The organism is Pseudoalteromonas sp. SWYJ118, from assembly GCF_015864505.1.
Classification (GTDB): domain Bacteria; phylum Pseudomonadota; class Gammaproteobacteria; order Enterobacterales; family Alteromonadaceae; genus Pseudoalteromonas; species Pseudoalteromonas arctica.
Map to the genome: position 1 here is coordinate 546,351 of NZ_JADYXC010000001.1, position 19,488 is coordinate 565,838.

The 19,488-nt window shown below is 37.4% G+C and carries 17 protein-coding genes and 1 tRNA gene; 15 read left to right on the forward strand and 3 right to left on the reverse strand.

Annotation, left to right across the window (positions count from 1 at the left end; translation table 11 throughout):
• Position 1: 1 nt before the first annotated feature.
• From folP to I6F48_RS02600, 6 genes are all read left to right on the forward strand, one after another.
• Complete coding sequence (gene folP / locus I6F48_RS02575) at positions 2 to 850, forward strand: dihydropteroate synthase (protein WP_010553862.1); 849 nt, start codon at positions 2 to 4, stop codon at positions 848 to 850.
• Positions 847 to 2,196, forward strand: a complete 1,350-nt coding sequence (gene glmM, locus I6F48_RS02580) for a phosphoglucosamine mutase (protein ID WP_007586638.1) — start codon at positions 847 to 849, stop codon at positions 2,194 to 2,196. The genes folP and glmM overlap by 4 nt, the downstream gene beginning before the upstream one ends.
• Before the next feature lie 71 nt (positions 2,197 to 2,267).
• Positions 2,268 to 3,017 carry a triose-phosphate isomerase gene (tpiA, locus tag I6F48_RS02585; protein ID WP_165728725.1) on the forward strand — a complete coding sequence of 250 codons (750 nt, stop codon included), beginning with the start codon at positions 2,268 to 2,270 and terminating at the stop codon, positions 3,015 to 3,017.
• Position 3,018: 1 nt separating this feature from the next.
• Positions 3,019 to 3,372, forward strand: coding sequence for a preprotein translocase subunit SecG (gene secG / locus I6F48_RS02590; protein ID WP_002962769.1), 354 nt, complete (start codon positions 3,019 to 3,021; stop codon positions 3,370 to 3,372).
• An 81-nt stretch (positions 3,373 to 3,453) separates the two neighbouring features.
• Positions 3,454 to 3,538: transfer RNA gene (locus tag I6F48_RS02595), tRNA-Leu, on the forward strand.
• Positions 3,539 to 3,736: 198 nt separating this feature from the next.
• Entirely contained in the window at positions 3,737 to 5,362 is a 1,626-nt protein-coding gene (locus tag I6F48_RS02600) for a methyl-accepting chemotaxis protein (RefSeq protein ID WP_165728727.1), read from the forward strand.
• A gap of 440 nt (positions 5,363 to 5,802) precedes the next feature.
• Here I6F48_RS02600 and I6F48_RS02605 read toward each other — a convergent pair whose 3' ends face one another.
• Positions 5,803 to 6,210 carry a phosphate ABC transporter substrate-binding protein gene (locus I6F48_RS02605; protein ID WP_024594050.1) on the reverse strand — a complete coding sequence of 136 codons (408 nt, stop codon included), beginning with the start codon at positions 6,208 to 6,210 and terminating at the stop codon, positions 5,803 to 5,805.
• Between the two features lie 12 nt (positions 6,211 to 6,222).
• A complete protein-coding gene (locus I6F48_RS02610; RefSeq protein WP_165728728.1) occupies positions 6,223 to 7,353 on the reverse strand; it encodes a porin in 1,131 nt (376 codons plus the stop codon).
• A 454-nt stretch (positions 7,354 to 7,807) separates the two neighbouring features.
• On the opposite strand from I6F48_RS02610, the gene I6F48_RS02615 reads away from it, so the two are divergent.
• The 6 genes from I6F48_RS02615 (at position 7,808) to I6F48_RS02640 (ending at position 13,530) form a co-directional block, all read left to right on the forward strand.
• Positions 7,808 to 8,278 (forward strand): hypothetical protein, encoded by a 471-nt coding sequence (locus tag I6F48_RS02615; protein WP_024594052.1) that lies wholly within the window; start codon positions 7,808 to 7,810, stop codon positions 8,276 to 8,278.
• Positions 8,279 to 8,331: 53 nt separating this feature from the next.
• The gene (locus I6F48_RS02620) at positions 8,332 to 8,808 is read left to right on the forward strand and encodes a hypothetical protein (protein WP_197118714.1); all 477 of its coding nucleotides are present in this window, start codon (positions 8,332 to 8,334) and stop codon (positions 8,806 to 8,808) included.
• A gap of 55 nt (positions 8,809 to 8,863) precedes the next feature.
• Positions 8,864 to 9,562: a fimbrial biogenesis chaperone gene (locus I6F48_RS02625; RefSeq protein ID WP_197118715.1), complete on the forward strand. Its 699-nt coding sequence runs from the start codon at positions 8,864 to 8,866 to the stop codon at positions 9,560 to 9,562.
• 74 nt (positions 9,563 to 9,636) lie between these two features.
• Positions 9,637 to 10,278 (forward strand): hypothetical protein, encoded by a 642-nt coding sequence (locus I6F48_RS02630; protein WP_231615168.1) that lies wholly within the window; start codon positions 9,637 to 9,639, stop codon positions 10,276 to 10,278.
• Positions 10,279 to 10,280: 2 nt separating this feature from the next.
• Positions 10,281 to 12,689: a fimbria/pilus outer membrane usher protein gene (locus I6F48_RS02635; RefSeq protein ID WP_197118717.1), complete on the forward strand. Its 2,409-nt coding sequence runs from the start codon at positions 10,281 to 10,283 to the stop codon at positions 12,687 to 12,689.
• Positions 12,679 to 13,530 (forward strand): hypothetical protein, encoded by an 852-nt coding sequence (locus I6F48_RS02640; RefSeq protein WP_024594058.1) that lies wholly within the window; start codon positions 12,679 to 12,681, stop codon positions 13,528 to 13,530. Before I6F48_RS02635 ends, I6F48_RS02640 begins: the two co-directional genes overlap by 11 nt.
• On the opposite strand, the gene I6F48_RS02645 is transcribed toward I6F48_RS02640, so the two are convergent.
• Entirely contained in the window at positions 13,520 to 14,110 is a 591-nt protein-coding gene (locus I6F48_RS02645; protein ID WP_010553852.1) for a LuxR C-terminal-related transcriptional regulator, read from the reverse strand. The genes I6F48_RS02640 and I6F48_RS02645 overlap by 11 nt on opposite strands.
• Before the next feature lie 408 nt (positions 14,111 to 14,518).
• On the opposite strand from I6F48_RS02645, the gene I6F48_RS02650 reads away from it, so the two are divergent.
• The 3 genes from I6F48_RS02650 to I6F48_RS02660 all read left to right on the forward strand — a co-directional run bounded on the left by I6F48_RS02650 (position 14,519) and on the right by I6F48_RS02660 (position 19,193).
• A complete protein-coding gene (locus tag I6F48_RS02650; RefSeq protein ID WP_197118718.1) occupies positions 14,519 to 16,741 on the forward strand; it encodes a TonB-dependent receptor in 2,223 nt (740 codons plus the stop codon).
• 265 nt (positions 16,742 to 17,006) lie between these two features.
• The gene (locus I6F48_RS02655) at positions 17,007 to 18,128 is read left to right on the forward strand and encodes a 4-phosphoerythronate dehydrogenase (protein ID WP_197118719.1); all 1,122 of its coding nucleotides are present in this window, start codon (positions 17,007 to 17,009) and stop codon (positions 18,126 to 18,128) included.
• A gap of 48 nt (positions 18,129 to 18,176) precedes the next feature.
• A complete protein-coding gene (locus tag I6F48_RS02660) occupies positions 18,177 to 19,193 on the forward strand; it encodes an aspartate-semialdehyde dehydrogenase (RefSeq protein ID WP_007586655.1) in 1,017 nt (338 codons plus the stop codon).
• The last annotated feature ends 295 nt before the right edge of the window (positions 19,194 to 19,488 follow it).

Here is a 19,488-nt window from a genome sequence, read left to right on the forward strand (position 1 = left end):
AATGACTAACATATTAAAGCTTCCGAGAGGGCGTACGCTTAATCTTGAAAAGCCCGTTATTATGGGAATACTAAATGTAACGCCGGATTCATTTTCTGATGGTGGGCAGTTTTTAGATCCCAAAATAGCGCTAAAGCGCGCAATGCAATTATTAGATGACGGTGCGACAATTTTAGATATAGGGGGAGAATCTACTCGCCCAGGCGCGCCAGATGTTAGCTTAGAAGATGAACTTGCTCGAGTAATCCCCGCTATTAAAGCGATACGTCAGCACAGTGATTGCGTTATTTCAATTGATACCAGTAAAGCACAAGTAATGGAACAAGCAATACTTGCAGGGGCAGATATAGTCAATGATGTTAGAGCTTTGCAAGAAATAGACGCCTTAGAAACGGTTGCGCAGTATGAAGATGTAGCAATTTGTTTAATGCATATGCAAGGGCAGCCCCGGAGCATGCAATCGTCACCTCATTACGATAATTTGTTTGCAGATATAAGTATGTTTTTTAGTGAACGTATTAAAGCATGTGAAACAGCTGGGATTAAGTTTGAACGACTTATTCTAGACCCAGGTTTTGGATTTGGAAAAACGCTTAGTCATAACTATCAAATATTGGCTAAGTTTGATGATTTTAATAAATTAGGTTTGCCATTATTGGCCGGATTATCTCGTAAATCGATGATAGGTAATTTATTAAACAGAAATACAAATGAACGGTTAGCGGGCAGCTTAGCGGGTGCGTTAATCGCAGCGCAAAATGGCGCAAAAATTATTCGTGTACATGACGTAAAAGAAACCGCAGATGTACTTGGTGTATATCAAGCCTGCGAACAAGGAATTTCACAATGAAAGAAAGAAAATATTTTGGCACCGATGGCGTGCGTGGACTTGTAGGCGCTGCTCCAATAAACCCTGAATTTGCAATGAAGCTAGGCTGGGCTGCTGGGCGTGTATTATCGCAAAGTGGTACTAAAAAAGTAATTATTGGTAAAGATACGCGTATTTCGGGCTATATGCTTGAAACCGCACTTGAGGCTGGTTTAATTGCTGCTGGTATTGATGTTGTATTATTGGGTCCTATGCCTACACCGGCCGTTGCTTATTTAGCGCAAACATTTCGTGCTGAGGCAGGTATTGTAATTAGTGCCTCACATAATCCATATTACGATAACGGTATTAAGTTTTTCAATGGTCAAGGCTTAAAGCTTGATGATGCAGTAGAGCTTGAAATTGAAGCGATGCTTGATGAGCAAATGACATGTGTTGCTTCAGATAAATTAGGCAAAGCATCGCGTTTAGTCAGTGCGGATGGCCGCTATATAGAGTTTTGTAAGAGCCAGTTCCCGCAAGGCCTGTCTTTAGAAGGTCTTAAGATTGTTGTCGATTGCGCAAATGGCGCAACTTATCATATTGCACCTTCTGTTATGCGTGAACTTGGCGCAGAAGTAATAACACATGCGTGTGAGCCTAACGGCGTTAATATCAACCATGAATGTGGCGCTACTCACGTAGATACCCTTAAACGTAAAGTGCTTGAACTTAAAGCCGACGTAGGTATTGCATACGATGGTGATGGTGACCGCGTGATGATGGTTGATCATAATGGCCGTGTTTTTGATGGTGATGATCTGGTTTATATTATTGCTTGCCAAGCAGCCCAAGATGATAATTTGGGTGGTGGTGTAGTTGGTACTGTTATGTCTAACATGGGCCTTGAAAATGCTTTAAAAGCAAAAGGTATCGAGTTTGCTCGCAGTAAAGTGGGCGATCGCTATGTTATGGAGTTACTACAGCAGAAAGGCTGGAAAATTGGCGGCGAAAGCTCAGGCCATGTACTGAATCTAGATTTAATTAGCACGGGTGATGGCATTATATCAAGCTTGCAAGTACTGGCTGCTATGGTTGCACAAAACCGTACATTACAAGACTTAGGTGCTGGTTTTACCAAGTACCCAATGAAAATGATAAACGTGCGTTATACCGCTGGAACTGACCCGACAAAAGCACCAGAAGTGCTTTCAGCTGTAGCAGAAGTAGAGCTTGCTTTAGGCGATAAAGGGCGTGTTTTACTGCGTAAGTCAGGCACTGAACCTGTGGTTCGTGTTATGGTTGAAGCCGAGCAAGAAAAGATTGTAATCGACAGCGCTCAAAAAATTGCAGCTGTTGTAGAATCTATGAGCAAACAAACTGATTAATAACAATAATCTCTTGTAACTTTGGGCGAGAAAAGTTAATATCTCGCCCGCTTTCTAATGTGGAGTGGATAATGGCAATACGCAAGGCGATGGTCGCAGGCAACTGGAAAATGAATGGCTCTTTAGAGTTAGTTAAACAAATGTCTGACGCTATTAACGATGTAAAATCACAAGAGATGGACATTGTTTTATTTCCTCCATTCCCACTTGTACCAGCAATGGTAGCTAGCGGTGTTTCTACAGGAGCTCAAACTGTTTCTGAAAATACACCTGGCGCATTTACTGGTGAAGTTGATGCGCAGCTTATAAAAGATTTAGGTGCAACTTACGTACTTGTTGGTCATTCTGAACGCCGCAGTATTTATAACGAAAGTAATGCAACAGTCGCTGAAAAGTTTGCTAGAGCACAGCAAGTTGGGTTAACACCAATATTATGTGTAGGCGAGAGTGAAAGTGAGCAAGAAAGCGGTCAAACCGAACAAGTAGTTGCTGCACAAATTGATGCAGTAATAGAGAAATTAGGTGTAGCAGCACTGAAAGATTCTGTGATAGCATACGAGCCCGTTTGGGCCATAGGCACAGGTAAGACTGCATCGCCAGAGCAGGCACAAACTGTTCATAAATTTATCCGTGACAAAATTGCATCACTTGATAGCAATTTAGCACAAGGGCTTACCATCTTATATGGTGGTAGCGTTAATGAAAAAAATAGCGAATTATTATTTGCACAAACAGATATAGATGGCGGCTTAATTGGCGGCGCAAGTCTAAAAGCAGAATCTTTTACTGCAATCTGTAACAGTGCAAAAGGGACTGTATAAGATGTACGAAATTTTATTAGTAGTTTATTTAGTTGTGGCTTTGGCTCTAGTTGGAATGGTTTTAATTCAACAAGGTAAAGGCGCAGATATGGGTTCTTCATTTGGCGCTGGTGCATCAGGCACAGTTTTTGGTTCGTCAGGTGCAGGTAACTTTATGACAAAAACAACCACAAGCTTAGCAACGGTATTTTTTGTATTAAGCATTGTGTTAGGAAACCTAACTGCTGGTCAAATTAAAAAGACTGACGAATGGGAAAACCTAGAAGCAGCTCCAGCAGTAGAAACAGTAGTTCCTGTTGAAGAAGATGTTCCAGTAACATCTACTAAAGAGCAAAGCTCTGACGTACCAAACTAATTTAGCGTAAAGCTATCGTTAAACGATTTATAGTCCTCAAATAAATCACATGTTTAAAAATTAAGCGAAAGCTTAAAAAATGCGGATGTGGTGGAATTGGTAGACACGCCACCTTGAGGGGGTGGTGCTTTAGGGCATGGGGGTTCAAGTCCCCCCATCCGCACCAAATTTAGAAACCAGTAGCAGTAATGTTACTGGTTTTTTTGTATCTGTAATTTATTGTGATTGCTTTATGAGCGATGTGTGTTTATTGTTAAATAATTCTTCTATTTGTTAGAAAAAACTAGAAATATTACAAATTTAGCTCACACTTATAGATATCAAGCCGATAATAGATATAGACAATAAAATAAGGTAGCACAGTATGGCTTCAGGCTTCTCTTTTCAAAACCTAAGCATAACAAAAAAAATACATGCAATAACATGCATTGCGGTAGTAGCTTTCATAGTGATCGTATTGATAAACTATTTAGCTATGAATGATAATAAGGTTTCTCTCGATGAAATGAGTAACTCATCGTATAAAGTTGTAAAAATAACGTCGCAAAACGTAGGGCTTTTAGAAAAGCTTGATGAACTTTATACCCAAGCGGTTACGTTTGGTGAGCAAGATCTTATAGTTAAAGCAGACGAGGTATATCAAACTTTAGAGTCTAATATTACCTTAATAACGCAACTTAATAACTCCTACATTAATAACGATATTATTAATGAGTTGTCAGATTATGAAAAAATATCCTCAAGTATTGCTAAAGGTATGGTTAACGGTACTGCTGATTTTAGTAAGATTCAGCAACAAGCGCAGCTTAAAACAAGTTTATATGGATCTGTTTTAGAAAGTTTTAAAGGCGCTCAACAAAAAGCGGATAATCGTTTTTTTGAACTGGTTGCCAACACTAAAGCGCGCTCTGATGAAGCATTAACTCTAATGTTAGCTGTATCCATTATTTCATTAATTTTATTATTGTTTATGGCTATTTGGATTGCTAAAAATATAGGCTCATCTGCGAGTGATGCAGCTAACAACCTTAGTTTATTAGCAAGCGGCAATGGTTCTTTAAGCACACAGCTATCTGTTAACTCAGAAGACGAAATTGGCCAAGTCTCTATTAATTTTAACGCATTTATTTCCTTACTAAGAGAAACAGTTCTTGAAGTTATTGCTGTATGTGAGCCTTTAATGGAAAACTCAACACGACTAGTTCAAGGTATGGAACAAGCTGAGCGTGCTACAACAAAGCAAACCACTGATGCTGAAATTGTTAAGCAATCTATGGAAGAAATGAAGCAGAGTGTTGGTGATATATCAGAATCTGCAGCTAACGCTTCTCACGCTGCTGAAACGGCCGAGAAAGAAGTTGAACAAAGTCGTACACAAGTACAGATGTCAGTTACCGCTTCTCGTACGCTCAGTGATGAAATTAATCGAGCTGCAGGGACTATTAATAAGCTTGCGGACGATACAAAAAATGTATCGCAGATTTTGAATGTAATTACGTCTATTGCAGATCAGACAAACTTACTTGCTCTTAATGCTGCTATTGAAGCTGCACGAGCAGGTGAACATGGAAGAGGCTTTGCTGTAGTGGCAGATGAGGTTCGTGAACTGGCTTCTCGCACTGCACATTCTACTAATGAAATACGTGAACTATTGGGATCATTAACGACTGCCGCAAATGAATCTGTAGCTGCTATGACTTCAGCACGTGATATGGCAACAGATAATGCTACAGCCGCAGAAAAAACAGGTATTTCAATAGAGAAAATCGCAGAGCAAATGTTAGAAATTAATGGTATGAATTCGCAAATAGCAGCAGCGACTGAGGAACAAACATCCGTTGCAGCTATGGTAGTAGATAATGTGTCAAATATGCATGTATCGTTCGAAGATACTATGGACTCACTACTTGCTGTACGCGACGTAGCCAAAAACCTACATTACCTATCTGATAACCTATTAGATGCAACCGCAAAGTTTAGAATTGAGTAAAGCTCAGTACTGAGTCAGTATATAAATCTACCCTAGGGTGATGCCAGTTAGTTAACCGCTGACTGGCTTTTTTGTTTGGGTATTTGGTTTGACATACCTAGTATATGTCCACTCTCGCTTTATTAGTAATATGTGATGCTCTACTTTAGCTTACTATTACTCTATTTATATAGGGATACTCCCTGAGTTCTCAATAAACATAGTCTGAATTAAATTAATAATATTAATTGCACAGTTCGCAACACTCAGCTGACAGAAGTCTTCTGAATTGGATGCGTAACTATTGGCTAGAAAAAGTGTTGTAGTGGGCTGCAAAAAAAGGCCTCTGAATAAATTCAGAAGCCTTCATAAACAGACCAGAAGGTCGGTTTATTGATTAGTTAAATATTTATTAACCTATCAGTATTAACCTCTAGGTGGTTTTTATATCAATTTCACTGCTAAAAGGTAGCAATTACTTTTACTTTATCGGTCACTTTAGCGCTATCAACATAGCCAATAGCATCGTTATTAGCAGCAACAAAATCAATAACAGCTTGGTCAGTTGTTAGTTTTTCAGGCGGGGTGCCTTTACCTGTAAATACAAGCTTTGACCAATATGCATTTAACTGACTGCTAGACTTACCTACTACTTTGTCGTTAAATTCATCAGCTACAGATGTACCATCTTGATTTATAGGATTAACTTTATCGCCATTACTAAATGACTTACTTTTTCCCAGATAAATCTTTTTTATTGTGTCAGCATCTACTGTGCTAGCATTGCTTGGATTAATAATCACAGCAACTTCTGCAAATACATTAATTGAGCACAATGAAAGTGCACTTACTAAAATTAATTTTTTCATCATAAGCTCCAATTAAAAGACAAGATCTACACCAACAGCTACAACATCCGTCTCTGTATCGGTTATATCATCTTCAAAACGACTAAAGTCGATTTTGAAAGCAGCGGAAGGGTGAAAATCATAACGTGCACCAATTGTGTATACGTTACTTTGTGCACGAAGACCTTCAAGAGCACCATTTACAGCCGAGTTTAAGGTTGGTATTGACTCAATGGTATTAAAACGTGATGAGTCATGTTTGTCATCATTGTCTTCATAAGTAAAATGAACAATTACACTGTCAATACGGTAACCAACTGATGCGTAATACTGTGACTGTTCTGGTAGTATACTGTCTTCAACCTCAAATTGTGTATATTCGGCATCAAACAAAAAGTTTTCATAATCAACAGAAAAACCAACGCCAACGAAACTCGTTTTATCTTCTTCAGTGATTAGGTCATTCGCAGTATTAGTTAAGCCACTATCAGACAATACACTTACGAGACCAATTAGGCCGCTATCCTCTGATGAAATGCTAGTGTCGGCCACAATGTATGCAGCTCGCGCACTGAACCAGTCGTATGATAGACTCCAGTTTATACCGGCTAAATTATTTAATTCAGCAGGTAATTCTGTTCCAAATACGTCAATATCACCATCGAATGCACCATAAAAGCCTTGAAGCGTAGAATCCCAATCACCTAATTGAGAGCTGTAAACTACACTAACTCCTTCATAAGTTGAAAATGGGATACCGTATACTGATTTTGGCGGACGTACCCAGCGATAAGCATAACCTACATCCAAGAAATCAGAATACTTGTAAAAAGGAACACGCATTTTACCAGCGCTAAATTGCAGTTCATCGCTGTATTCATAAGTAATGTATGCCCATTCGAATGTAGCGTCAAAGTCATCCTCTCCACGCGCAATAATTTGAGCCGTAGCTGTTAGCTTTTCATGTAGGTCTGCAGATAATTGTAAAGCGAATTTACTCTCATTTTTAAAAGAGATATCGTCATCATAGCCGTACAAAGTACTGTCACTATCCAGACTTTTACCACCGACAATTGATGCAAAACCATTAATTCTTACCTCAGCACTAGCATAGCTAGATGCTAAAACTGCACATACAGCCACTGCTACAGATAGCTTTTTCATATGTTGTTCCTATTTGTTATTTAAATGTTGATTTCTTTATTAGTATAAGTGCATAACGAGTATTTATCTAATAAACAGAACTGTTTAAGGTTTTTATTTTATTTTTAGTCAATATTATTTTGTTTTTTAATTAATCAGGTGCGAATGTTTGTGTTTAAAAATGTTTAGTACTGGGGTTGGATATAAAATATACGCCTGGTGATTTTTGTTTATAACGTCTTAATGTAACTTACAAGCCGTAAGTGTTGTATTTACTACCATATAGATTTGTTAACATTTAATTATAAGTGTTTTACATAAGTTATTTAGTTTAAATGTTTATATTTTATATTGTTACATAGTCGAAATTATCAATAAGTAAAGCTAATCATAAGCAAATAACAACTTTCTAAACTGCAATTTTATCATAGTATCAGTCCTGTCTTAGCGAGGTCGGTCAAAGGAGATGGCGCGGATGAAGAAGGTAATATGGTTTTTATTATGTTTCTTTGCAATGAATGCATACAGTAACGATGAAGTAAGTTTAACTCTGGTAGGTCATATTTCACCAGTGTGCGGCTTTACTACTCAAAATAACAACCTTCAGTTTTCTTCAGATGGCCTTGCGAGTACAAAGCTAGTGATTAATTGTAATTCACCTATGCGAGTATCAATGCAATCTGAAAATGGTGGCCTGCGCCATCAGCAAAGTACTCAAATAAATGCTTATAACATTAATTGGTCAATAGAGGGGGTTTCAAGCGACGTTTCTGCAACAGCACTTGAGCTCAAATCTATGTACAATTTTGATGTTGATAAGATTTTATTTAACAGCGTAGCTAAATTACAGTTAAAACTAGATGAGCCTTTAATTTATGCCGGAAGTTACCAGGATGTGCTTCGCATAGAAATGACACCATCGGTTGTATCTGGTGGAGTTTGGTAAAACACTAACTATTAAATATAAACAAATATGTCACATGGATAAGGAATATTAAAATGAAAAAGTTAATCGTGTTATCAGCAATCGCAACTCTAACATCTGGCGCAGCATTTGCTGAAAATCTAAATGTAGGTGGTGCAGTGTCATCGATTTGTGGGGTGAGCAACATTAACACTACACAATTCTTCCAAACATTAACAAATGGTGCGACTAAAAACGTAGGCTTTGATTTGCAATGCAATGATGCCGATGGTGCGACTATGTCATTAACAACATCTGAAGGGCACTTACAGAATGCTGATCAAGAAAATCAAGGTGTTGGTTATACAGCAATGTTAACTGCTGACGCATTTAATTTCACACTTTCAGCTGAGAATGGCCAAAATGATCAGACAGAATCACAAAGTCAGTCTGGTTCGCCAACGCTAGCTGCCGGAGGGGTTGCGGGTAATATTTTATTAACTGTGACTCAAGAGCCTGTCTATGCCGGTACTTACGCAGATACGCTAATGTTGGCAATTACAGCTAACTAATCATATTATAAAAGGCAGTAACTACTGCCTTTTACTTTAGCGGGAGGGACTCTATATGCGCTATCTATTTTTAATTATTTTTTTACTTACTTCATACTCATCACAGGCTTTTCAAGTAAAGCCAATGGTTGCTGAGCTTGAATCATCAGGTAGCCAATCGCAACAAACCATTCGCATATCAAACCCTTCAGACAGCCCTTTAACTATCGAAATATCTGCTTTTGATTTGTCAATTAATACTCAAGGCGATGAAGTATTAAAAGCCAATGAAGAAGACTTTTTAATTATTCCTATGACCACAATTATTCCTCCCGGGGAAAGTCAATCGGTAATTGTTAGATATATTGGTGAGCCAATGTTAGAAAGCTCAAAAGCATATCGAATAGCTATTGATCAGGTGTCTGTTGATTTAGAGAAAACGGGGCAGTCAGGTATAGGCATGTCAGTCAGCTTCAGGACTCTATTTAATGTAATCCCTAAAGGTGCAGTGGCTAAGTTAGTTGTTAAAGATAAACGTCAAGCTGATACAGGAATATGGAGTGTTTTACTAGAAAATACAGGCAATAAATATATTCGCTTATCGCAGGCACAGTGGCTTATTAAAGGCGATGATCAAGAGCTATTATTAGAAGGTGCTGAATTGAGTAAAGCATTGACTGGAAAAATTTTATTACCAAAATCTAGCCGTGAGGTCTCAATAAAAATTCCAACAAAATTTAATGCAGCAAGCAGTGATCTTGAGGTCAATTTTTAATGTTGCGGATATGCAGTTACTTTTTTATATATGTAATTGTAATTGCACCGACCTTTGGTGTAGAAGTAACGCCTATGGTGGTTACTTTCTCCCCTGATAGTCGTTCAAGTAACGCTTCTAGCTTGGTTCACAATCAGTTACCAAGAGACATTGCTTTTGATATCCAAATTTACGAAATTGACTTTTCTCAAGGCACGCCTAAATTAATTTCTTTAGATGACTCTCCATTGTGGGTTTTTCCTCCATCGCTATTTTTGCAACCAGGGCAAAGCCAGCAGTTGCAATTTAGATGGTTAGATAAAAAACTTCCTAGTACAGATAAAAGCTATCAAGTTAGTTTGATTGAGCAGCCCATTGCAAACCAGTCTATAAATAAACAGTCACAACTTACGATGTTGTTAAATATAAATTTAATTGTTCATTTGGATCAACCTCGATTAGTTCCTAAACTGACTATAAAAGAGCCTCATGTTGAGGATGGCTTTATCGTCACTGAAGTATTAAATGAAGGAAAAGGGGCAGGACGATTAAGTGATTATGAAATAAAAATCACTAAAAATAAAACCCTGAGCGATCGAATTTTAAAAGATCAATTAAAAGCAAACGGATACGATGTTTTTTTTGCTCCTTATAGCACCAGTGTCATAAAAGTCCCTATGCCACAATCTTTACAGGAAGGAAGTTTAAATCATCTACGTTTAGTGCTGGCTCGCTAGTTATGCGAGTTTTATTATGCATATTTTTATTGAGCTTTACTCAATTATGTTATTCAAAAATTAACCCGTCTAAAAGAACCATCGAACTCAGCGTTGAAGCAGAACTGAATAAAAATGCTATTGGTAAATTAACTCTTGCAGTTGACCCAAATGATAATTTATCACTCAAATGGAGTGAAATTAAAGTGTCATTCGAACGACTTTTATTTTCAGAAGATTTTGATTCTTTAGAGTCTAAAGTTAATAAGAATGTCATTGATACAAAAGCATTAGAGTCATTTGGATATAATATTTCATTCGATATGAGTGATTTTAGCTTAGAAATATCAGTACCTCTTACACTGACTCGCCCTCAACAGCTAAGTTTAAAATCTGATTCAAGGAATTTAACAGCATCGGAACCCGCTAAACTAAGTGGATTTGTTAATGCTTATTCAAGCTATTTTTATCAGCAAGATAAAGGCGAGGACACAACAGATGAGCTCTTAGCTATTCGCTCTGAAATGGTAGTGAGCTGGGAAGGCTGGGTTTTAGAAAACGAAGTGGAGTATTTATCTGAAGTAGCTCCTACCTCATCAAATATTAGGCGCTTAGGTACTCGTATAATACATGACCTACCGCTTAGTGGGTTACGTATATCAGTCGGTGATAATTATAGCTCAGGTAGTTATTTTCAATCAACAGCACGGGTACTAGGTTTGTCGCTTTCACATGATTTTTCGCTAGTTTCTGACAGACCTATCAGACCCAGTGCTTCTCGTAGCTTTACCTTAGAGAGTCCATCCTCTGTAGAGGTGTTAGTTGGCGAGCGGATAGTACAAAAACTTAATTTAGCCGCAGGTATATATTCTCTTGATGATATTCCCCTTAATGAAGGAAGCAATAATATTACTTTGAGGATCACTGATATAGCAGGAGTTGTGCGTTTTGTTGATTTTGACGTAACGACAGGTTTAGATCTTTTTGCTCAAGGGCAACTTGAATATGAGTTTCATTTAGGCGTTCCTTCACGCTTAGGTAGTGAGCTAGATTATGATTACGACGAGCCACTAGCCAGCTTTTATCTTGATTATGGCATTACACCTAGCTGGACAGCTGGTGCGGCAGTACAGGGTGATGAGTATTCTCAGCAGGTTGGTTTTAAAAATATTTATGCAGCTAAAATTGGACAGATTGCGTTTGAAAATGCGATAAGTTTCAATGAAAAAACAGGCCATGCTTATCGCATTGTTTATAGTAACTATAGAAATCATAGTGATAATAACACTGACATTACGGTGGGTTATGAATACTCATCAAGATATTTTACAGGCCTTGGTTATCGGCCTGATTCTCAATCTAGTTCTCGCTTAAGAGAGCATTATATTCAGGCTAATTATAGTTTTTTTTGGGGCGATAATACGCAAACATCTTTTTTTACAAGCTTATCAAGGTCATATGATGAAGCTCAATTTGATAAATCAATTGGGGTTAGTCTTTCTGGTGAGATCGATAATAGCCAATGGAGATATAGTTTAGGTGGGCAGTGGGAGGGTCTCGCTGAAGAAAGTCAATGGGATGTAAGGTTGTCTGTCACTTATAAGTTTTCTAATACTCGACGGGCTAAATTATCTCATCAATCTAGGCGTGAAAAAACACGTTTAGAATTCTCTCAAGATAGTAATCAGCGCTATGTTGGAGCTTTGAACATAAGAGCTGGGCTTGAAAAAAATGATCAAAATGAAGCTATTTTTGATCTAAATACTCAATATAACGCGAATCGTTTTGTTATGAACTTTGATCATGGGAGTTTTTACGAGCAATTTAATGAGGACTCAGCTTACCATCAGAGCCGATTAAGCTTGGCGTCAAGTATAGCATTTGCAGATAATAGTTGGGCTGTTGGGAAACCCATATACGATAGCTTCGCTTTAGTAAAACCTCACTCTAGCCTTAAAGGAAAAAAAGTTATATTGGGGCAATATGAAGATGAATATAGGGCAGATAATGAAGACTTCGAGACTATTTTATTGAACGATATAAGTTCATACGCCTCAACCAACGTTGCAGTCGATATTGATAACTTAGCGCCAGGGTATGATATAGGTTCTGGTATTATTACTCTTTATTCACCTTATCGAACGGGTCATGCAATTACAATAGGGACTGCCACTAACATATCAGTCATTGCAACGCTGTACGACCAACAAAAAAAGCCACTATCGTTACAGGTTGGAACGGCTATTTGTTTAGATAATAGTAGTAAGAAAGAGCATACATTTTTTACGAATAAAAAAGGACGATTTGCATTAACAGGTTTAACCGCCTGTAATTATGAAATTACACTTAAGAATGCAGAAAAGTCACATTTTACGATTGAAGTATCTGAAGGTGAACAATTACAGCGCAAAGGAGCTATTTATGTACAATAAAAAAGTAAGTTTATTATTGGGTGGTTTAGCACTATTTATTTTTACGCCTTTAATTCATGCGCAATGTGCTGCTAGGTTCGATAAGGTTGAACATATTTATGATGATTTTGAAAGCTACCATGCCTTACAGCAAATAGACTCTAAGAAAGAGTTACGTATAAGCGTTATTAATGATGAGAGTTGTCAATTACAGCTCGTGATTACAAGTGAGAACCAAGCTCAGTTAAAAGGGCAATTTCAAAGTGTTCCGTACCAAATGCAAAGTATACAGAGTCAGTTAGTTAGCACATCAACTTTAAAGTTGAGCTTTACTAATTCTTCGACGATATTGTCATTACTAATACCATCAGGAACACCGATTAAAGCTGGTGTCTATACAGATAGACTCCAAATGAAATTATACGATCAGGGGAGCAAGTTGTTAGATGAACGAGAATATAGCATTCAAGAAAATATTGTGCCTAGAACAAGTCTTTCTGTACTTGGGTATAATACATTTTCAAATACTATTAATTTGGGAGAGCTAATACCGGGTAAGGAATACACTATGTTACCTAGTTTACAAGTTGTTACTAATTCAGATATTCAATTATCTGTAAGTTCAGATAATAATGGTAAATTAATACACAGTCTCTATAGAGATAAATATGCAATTAATTACAGTCTAGATCTGGCAGGAAGTTGGCTTGAACTAAATAACGTATCACAACATAAATTCTCATATTCAGGGCAAACCGTTTACTTATTACCTTTAAAAATTCAGCTAAATGATTTTGAAAGGCAAGCTGCCGGTGAATATTCTGACATAATAAGGTTTCAAATAAGCCCACTTAACTATTAATTCTATTTAAGTTTTTTTGACACCAAAGTAATGCTTGTTGCTTATTTTTTACAGCAATTTTTTGGTAAACCTTGTGTAGGTGAACGCGAACAGTAGCTTCACTTATAAATAAAGTGTCGGCAATTGCACTTGAATGTAAGCCAGAAAATAATAAGTTTAATACTTTCATTTCTTTGCAGGTTAAGTTGTTTGATTGCAGCGTAGTTTGTTGTTCACTCGCTAGCATTTGCCTCATCCAATCATCGGTTACTGCACGAGGGAACCATAACTTTCCTTGTTCAATGGCTTCTAATCCTTGTTGAAGTAGTACTTCGTCAGTGCCTTCGTAAAACAATCCTTTTAAATTTGGCCACTCTTTTAATGCTAGTACATCGCAGTCTTTTGGGACATCAAAAATTACCAGTCCTTGGTGACCATTTTTTAGCATGAATTGATTAATAAGTTCATAATTGGTAATGACGTTTAAAGCTTGATAATTAACAAGTAAAACGTTGAAGTCAGCTGCAACACAAAAAAGTGAAGTGTAATTTGGATTTGTGAAGCATTTGAGGCTTTTATCAGCTGTGTTTTCAATATTCATAATATTCTATCCATAGACTACATTTTAGTACTATATTCTTATTTTTAGTTAATTTCAATGATAGGAGAATGTGTTGTAGCTCTTTTTTTATACACTAAAGTACATGCGTAAAGTACGTTTTATGTGCTTTTTAAAATTGTATTTATGCGGTTTTTTGTTTTAAAACAGCTTTTTAGTGAGGTTGATATTAATGTTCTTTATTTATGATAATCCACCTAAAGCTAACAATGTCTAAATTGCTTTTATTCTTTATACATTTATTCAAATAATTTATACATTTCTTCACAATTCTGTCATATAATACCCATCCAGAGGAAAGATGCATTACGCATCTTTTTTTATGCCTGAAATTTATACTCTTAAGTATAAATGCATAACTAAATCACACGGTATCCTTTGGAGAATATTTTGAAATTACGTAACCTCTCACAGCTAAGTCTAGCAATTTTTGCTGCACTCACTACCTCTGTAAACGCCGAAGAAACTAAAAAAACAGCTAAACAAGACGCATTTGAAAAGATAGAAGTCACAGCTCGTAAACGTACAGAGAGCCTGTTTGAATCTCCAACCGCTATCACTTCAATTGGCGCTAACCTAATTGATAAAGCCAATATGAGTAACCTAGAAGATATTGGTAAATATGTTCCAAATTTAAATATTACCCGCTATGGCGTGGGCAATTCTGCGCATGCGTCTGTATTTATCCGCGGTATAGGTTTGCAAGATCACATAATAACTACCGATCCGGGTGTGGGTGTGTATCTTGATGGTGTGTACTTAGGTCGTCAAATGGGTTCTAACTTATCATTACCTAATGTTGAGCGTGTTGAAGTGCTTCGTGGCCCGCAAGGTACTTTATATGGTCGTAATACATTAGGGGGCGCTGTAAATGTAATTACAAAGCAACCTGGTGATGAAGGGATTGTTACTACTACAGCTAAGCTGGGAAGTCGTGGACGTATTGCCGGTGATGTTTATTTTAATAACTCACTAACAGATGATGTAAGTATGTCTGCAAGTGCATCGTACAAAACACGTGATGGTGTGGGCGAAGCTGTTAATTTAGCAAACCCAGAAAAAGAAATTGGTGAAGAAGAAGAATTTAGTGGTCGTGTTGCACTTAAATGGCAAGCAAATACCGACTTAGCATTCACTTTTTCTTTAGATGGTGTTGATAACGAATCTGGCCAATCGCCTTATACAATTGAATTGACAGACCCACTAGACTCAAATGATGTTTTTAATGGCGACTTCCCATTATTGACTCAAGATTTAATTCCATCAGACCCTGATGATTTAGGCACAACTGTTGCGGGTATTGAATCTACCTCTTACTCAGGTTGGGGCACATCGTTTTCAGCCGATTGGGCAATTAACGATACTTATACCACTAAGTTTATCTCAAGCTACCGTACATCTGAGTATGAAGGTGGCCTAGATGATGATGCATCACCTTTAAACTTGTCTGAGTTTCCAGAGGAAGGCGGTGCTGATCAGTACTCATTTGAAGTTCAGCTAAATGCAACATTCGATAATATGGACTTTGTATCTGGTCTTTACTTTTTTAATGAAGATGGCTTTACACGTTCAGGCCCGTTCGTATTTAGCCCATTTAATACACCTAATGGCTTGTTGAATGATGGTGTAACAGAATCATTTGGCGGTTACGGCGAATTTGAAATTAACCAAGAAACTAATTCGTATGCAGCATATATAAATGCTAGCTACGATTTAACTGACGATTTAACGGTAGGTGGTGGCCTTCGTTATTCAAAAGATGAAAAAGATGCAAATGCTATATTCCCATCATTTCCAACTCGTAAATATGTAAGTGCAGATTTTGATGCGGTTACGTGGGATGTAAATGCATCTTATCAGCTTAGCAATAATATGAATGTTTATGGCCAGATTCAAAAAGGCTATCAAACAGGTGGTTTTCCACCGCGTCCATTTGGTGGACCAGATCAATTTGTATCGTTTGACGAAACAAAAGCGATTAACTACGAAATGGGCTTAAAAGGCCAAGTACACGAAAATGTATCTATGATGCTTGCGGTATTTGTGACTGATTACACCGATTTAGCATTGCCGTTTTCAGATCCAACAGCGGGTGGTGGCTTTGTAACAATTGTAGAAAATGCAGGTCAATCTAAAGCGCAAGGTATTGAGCTTGAAACAACTGTTGCTATTACCGATGACTTTACTATTCGTAGTGCAGTTGGTTATTTAGATTCTGAAATAACAGAAGTGGCTGAGGGTGTACAAGGCATAGGTAAAGGCGATTCACCAGCACTGACACCACGCTGGACTGTCATGGTTGCACCTTCTTACTTTATGGATTTAGAGAGTGGCGCAACACTTGCGTTTAATGCTAATTATTCGTATCGCAGTGAAATGCAAGGTCAATCAGTTTACAACCAAAGTGAGACCATTGATTCTCGTGAACTAGTTGGTTTTAATATTTCGTACACTAATCCATATGGCGATATGGAAGTTACACTGTATGGTGAAAACGTTCTAAACGAAGTTTACGATGTTGGTCGCCTACAACAATCAGGTTTTGTTGGTGTAATGCGTAGTAATGACCGCAGTGAATTTGGTTTGAAATTCAAAAAAGATTTTGAGCTATAAACTAAAATCAAGTAAATAAAATTCAATGTAATTGACGTTTATTTTTCATAATAAAGGCCGAATCATGCTGTGATTCGGCCTTTATATATTCAATAGTAAAATTATTATCCACATAATTTAAATCCCTAATTTAAATTGCTGATTTAAAACAATCAACATAACCACTTTTAAGTATTTGTATCAGCTAAAATGCGCCTTTTTAGTTTGTGTAAAGGCTTGGTTGTTCGTTACAATGGCGCCACTTAATTGCCAAACGGACTCAGTGATGAAAATTCTTGCCGATCAAAATATGCCTTTAGTTGAGCAGTACTTTGCAGACTTTGGTGAGGTTGAGCGTTTTGATGGTCGTAAATTAATGCCTGAACAATTAATAAATGTAGATGTACTCCTTACTCGTTCAGTGACTAATGTTAATCATGAACTATTGGCACAAGCTAACAAGCTGAGCTTTGTGGGCACTGCCACAATTGGCATTGACCATATTGATACGCAATTACTACATGATAGAAATATTGCTTTTACCAGTGCTCCTGGTTGTAATGCCGTCGCTGTAGCTGAATATGTAATTAGTAGTTTATTTGCATTAAGCCAAGAAAATGCGCGCCCATTGTGTGGTCAAACAATTGGTATTGTAGGAATGGGTAACATTGGCACGTGTTTGTCGCAAAAATTAAAAGTATTAAATGTCGACGTACTGTTATGCGATCCAATTAAGCACGAACAGGGCTTACTACAAGAGCATGTAGCGCTTGATGAGTTATTAGCGCAATCAGATGTTGTTACTTTTCATGTTCCACTTATTAAAAGTGGCGAGCACAAAACGCTGCACATGATGAATAAAGAGCGATTACAAGCACTTAAACCAGGAACCACGCTAATTAATGCAAGCCGAGGCGATGTAATTGATAACCAAGCATTGCTTGAGGTAATGGAAGCTGGGGCTGATTTAGATATAGTACTTGATGTATGGGAAAAAGAGCCCAATATTCTAACTGAATTACTAGAGCATGTGCGTTATGCCAGTGTGCATATCGCAGGGCATACACTTGAGGGGAAAGCACGAGGTACACAAATGTTGTATCAAAAATTGTGTGACCTAAAAGGTGTAGAAGTGAGTAAATCGTTGGATGATTTTTTACCAATACCTGTTATTACAAATGCAACTGTTACGCAAAGCCTAAGCGAGCAAGATATTGCCCGTTTGGTGCATTTAATTTATGACGTACGCCGCGATGACGGAATTTTACTTCGTCATTTAGAAGGTGAGGGCTTTGATAGTTTACGTAAAAACTATCCGGTAAGGCGAGAATTTAGCACCTTATTCCTACAAGGTGATAGCCCACAACTAGCAGCACTTAGTCAACTTGGCTTTAGCATAGCTAAATAATTATTTAACTAACGATGTTGTTTTAATGTCGTTTATAGAGGAAGAAATATGTCGCAAAAATATAACGTCGCCGTACTTGGCGCTACTGGTTTAGTAGGCCGTCAAATCATTGAAACGCTAGCAGATCGTAAGTTTCCTGTAGATCAGCTTTTTTTACTTGCGAGCAGCCGCAGCGCAGGTGAAGACATAAAGTTTCGTGGTGAGACCATTGAAGTACTTGACGTTGAAGGCTTTGATTTTAGCCAAGCGCATATAGGTTTGTTTTCTGCTGGTGGTAGTGTATCTGAAAAATATGCTCCTATTGCTGCTGATGCCGGCTGTATTGTAATCGATAATACATCGCACTTTAGAAATGATTTTGAAATCCCACTAGTGGTGCCAGAAGTTAATGCTTCAAGCCTAGCTGATTTTAGGAATCGTAATATTATTGCTAACCCTAACTGTTCAACTATTCAGATGATGTTAGCACTTAAACCAATTTATGATGCTTACGGAATAGACCGTATTAACGTATCTACTTACCAAGCTGTATCGGGCGCAGGTAAAGAAGCGGTTGATGAACTTGCAAAGCAAACAGCTAACTTGATGAATGCACGCCCTATGGATAATAAAGTATTTCCGAAGCAAATTGCATTTAACGTTATTCCTCAAATTGATAGCTTTGAGGATAATGGCTATACACGCGAAGAAATGAAAATGGTAAATGAAACTCATAAAATTTTGGGTGATACCACTATTGCAGTAAATCCTACATGTGTACGTGTTCCCGTGTTTTTTGGTCACTCAGAATCAATTAATATTGAAACGCGCATGCCTTATGACTTTGAACACGTTAAGCAACTTTTAAAAGACGCGCCTGGTGTCGAGCTAATTGATGATGAAGGTGATTACCCTACAGCAGTTTCTGACGCTAGTGGTAACGATACTGTTTATATAGGCCGATTACGTGCTGATATTTCTCATCCTCATGGATTAAACATGTGGGTTGTAAGTGATAACACTCGCAAAGGTGCTGCAACTAACAGTATTCAAATTGCAGAAGAGCTTATTGCTAATTACATGTAATAGTTAATAGCGCTGAACACACTTTCGAAGCGGTAAACATTATTTGTTTGCCGCTTTTTGTTTATAGAGCTTGTCAATTTTTTGCCGTTTATTTTTGAAAGTATAAAAACTGATTGATAACACTCAATAAATTAATATTTATAAAGATGTTTTAAGGCATTTATTTTCAAGGTGTTGCGATGGATATTAAGCCTTAACTGGTTTATAGTTTGTAATTGGAATAGAGCTTGCAATAAAAATAGATTGTAATAATAAATGCGAGTCAGTCATTTGGCTGATAACAGCAATAATCAAC

Coding starts and splice junctions, on each gene's coding strand:
- folP (WP_010553862.1), top strand. CDS start 2: ATGACTAACATATTAAAGCTTCCGAGAGGGCGTACGCTTAATCTTGAA.
- glmM (WP_007586638.1), top strand. CDS start 847: ATGAAAGAAAGAAAATATTTTGGCACCGATGGCGTGCGTGGACTTGTA.
- tpiA (WP_165728725.1), top strand. CDS start 2,268: ATGGCAATACGCAAGGCGATGGTCGCAGGCAACTGGAAAATGAATGGC.
- secG (WP_002962769.1), top strand. CDS start 3,019: ATGTACGAAATTTTATTAGTAGTTTATTTAGTTGTGGCTTTGGCTCTA.
- I6F48_RS02600 (WP_165728727.1), top strand. CDS start 3,737: ATGGCTTCAGGCTTCTCTTTTCAAAACCTAAGCATAACAAAAAAAATA.
- I6F48_RS02605 (WP_024594050.1), bottom strand. CDS start 6,210: ATGAAAAAATTAATTTTAGTAAGTGCACTTTCATTGTGCTCAATTAAT.
- I6F48_RS02610 (WP_165728728.1), bottom strand. CDS start 7,353: ATGAAAAAGCTATCTGTAGCAGTGGCTGTATGTGCAGTTTTAGCATCT.
- I6F48_RS02615 (WP_024594052.1), top strand. CDS start 7,808: ATGAAGAAGGTAATATGGTTTTTATTATGTTTCTTTGCAATGAATGCA.
- I6F48_RS02620 (WP_197118714.1), top strand. CDS start 8,332: ATGAAAAAGTTAATCGTGTTATCAGCAATCGCAACTCTAACATCTGGC.
- I6F48_RS02625 (WP_197118715.1), top strand. CDS start 8,864: ATGCGCTATCTATTTTTAATTATTTTTTTACTTACTTCATACTCATCA.
- I6F48_RS02630 (WP_231615168.1), top strand. CDS start 9,637: ATGGTGGTTACTTTCTCCCCTGATAGTCGTTCAAGTAACGCTTCTAGC.
- I6F48_RS02635 (WP_197118717.1), top strand. CDS start 10,281: ATGCGAGTTTTATTATGCATATTTTTATTGAGCTTTACTCAATTATGT.
- I6F48_RS02640 (WP_024594058.1), top strand. CDS start 12,679: ATGTACAATAAAAAAGTAAGTTTATTATTGGGTGGTTTAGCACTATTT.
- I6F48_RS02645 (WP_010553852.1), bottom strand. CDS start 14,110: ATGAATATTGAAAACACAGCTGATAAAAGCCTCAAATGCTTCACAAAT.
- I6F48_RS02655 (WP_197118719.1), top strand. CDS start 17,007: ATGAAAATTCTTGCCGATCAAAATATGCCTTTAGTTGAGCAGTACTTT.
- I6F48_RS02660 (WP_007586655.1), top strand. CDS start 18,177: ATGTCGCAAAAATATAACGTCGCCGTACTTGGCGCTACTGGTTTAGTA.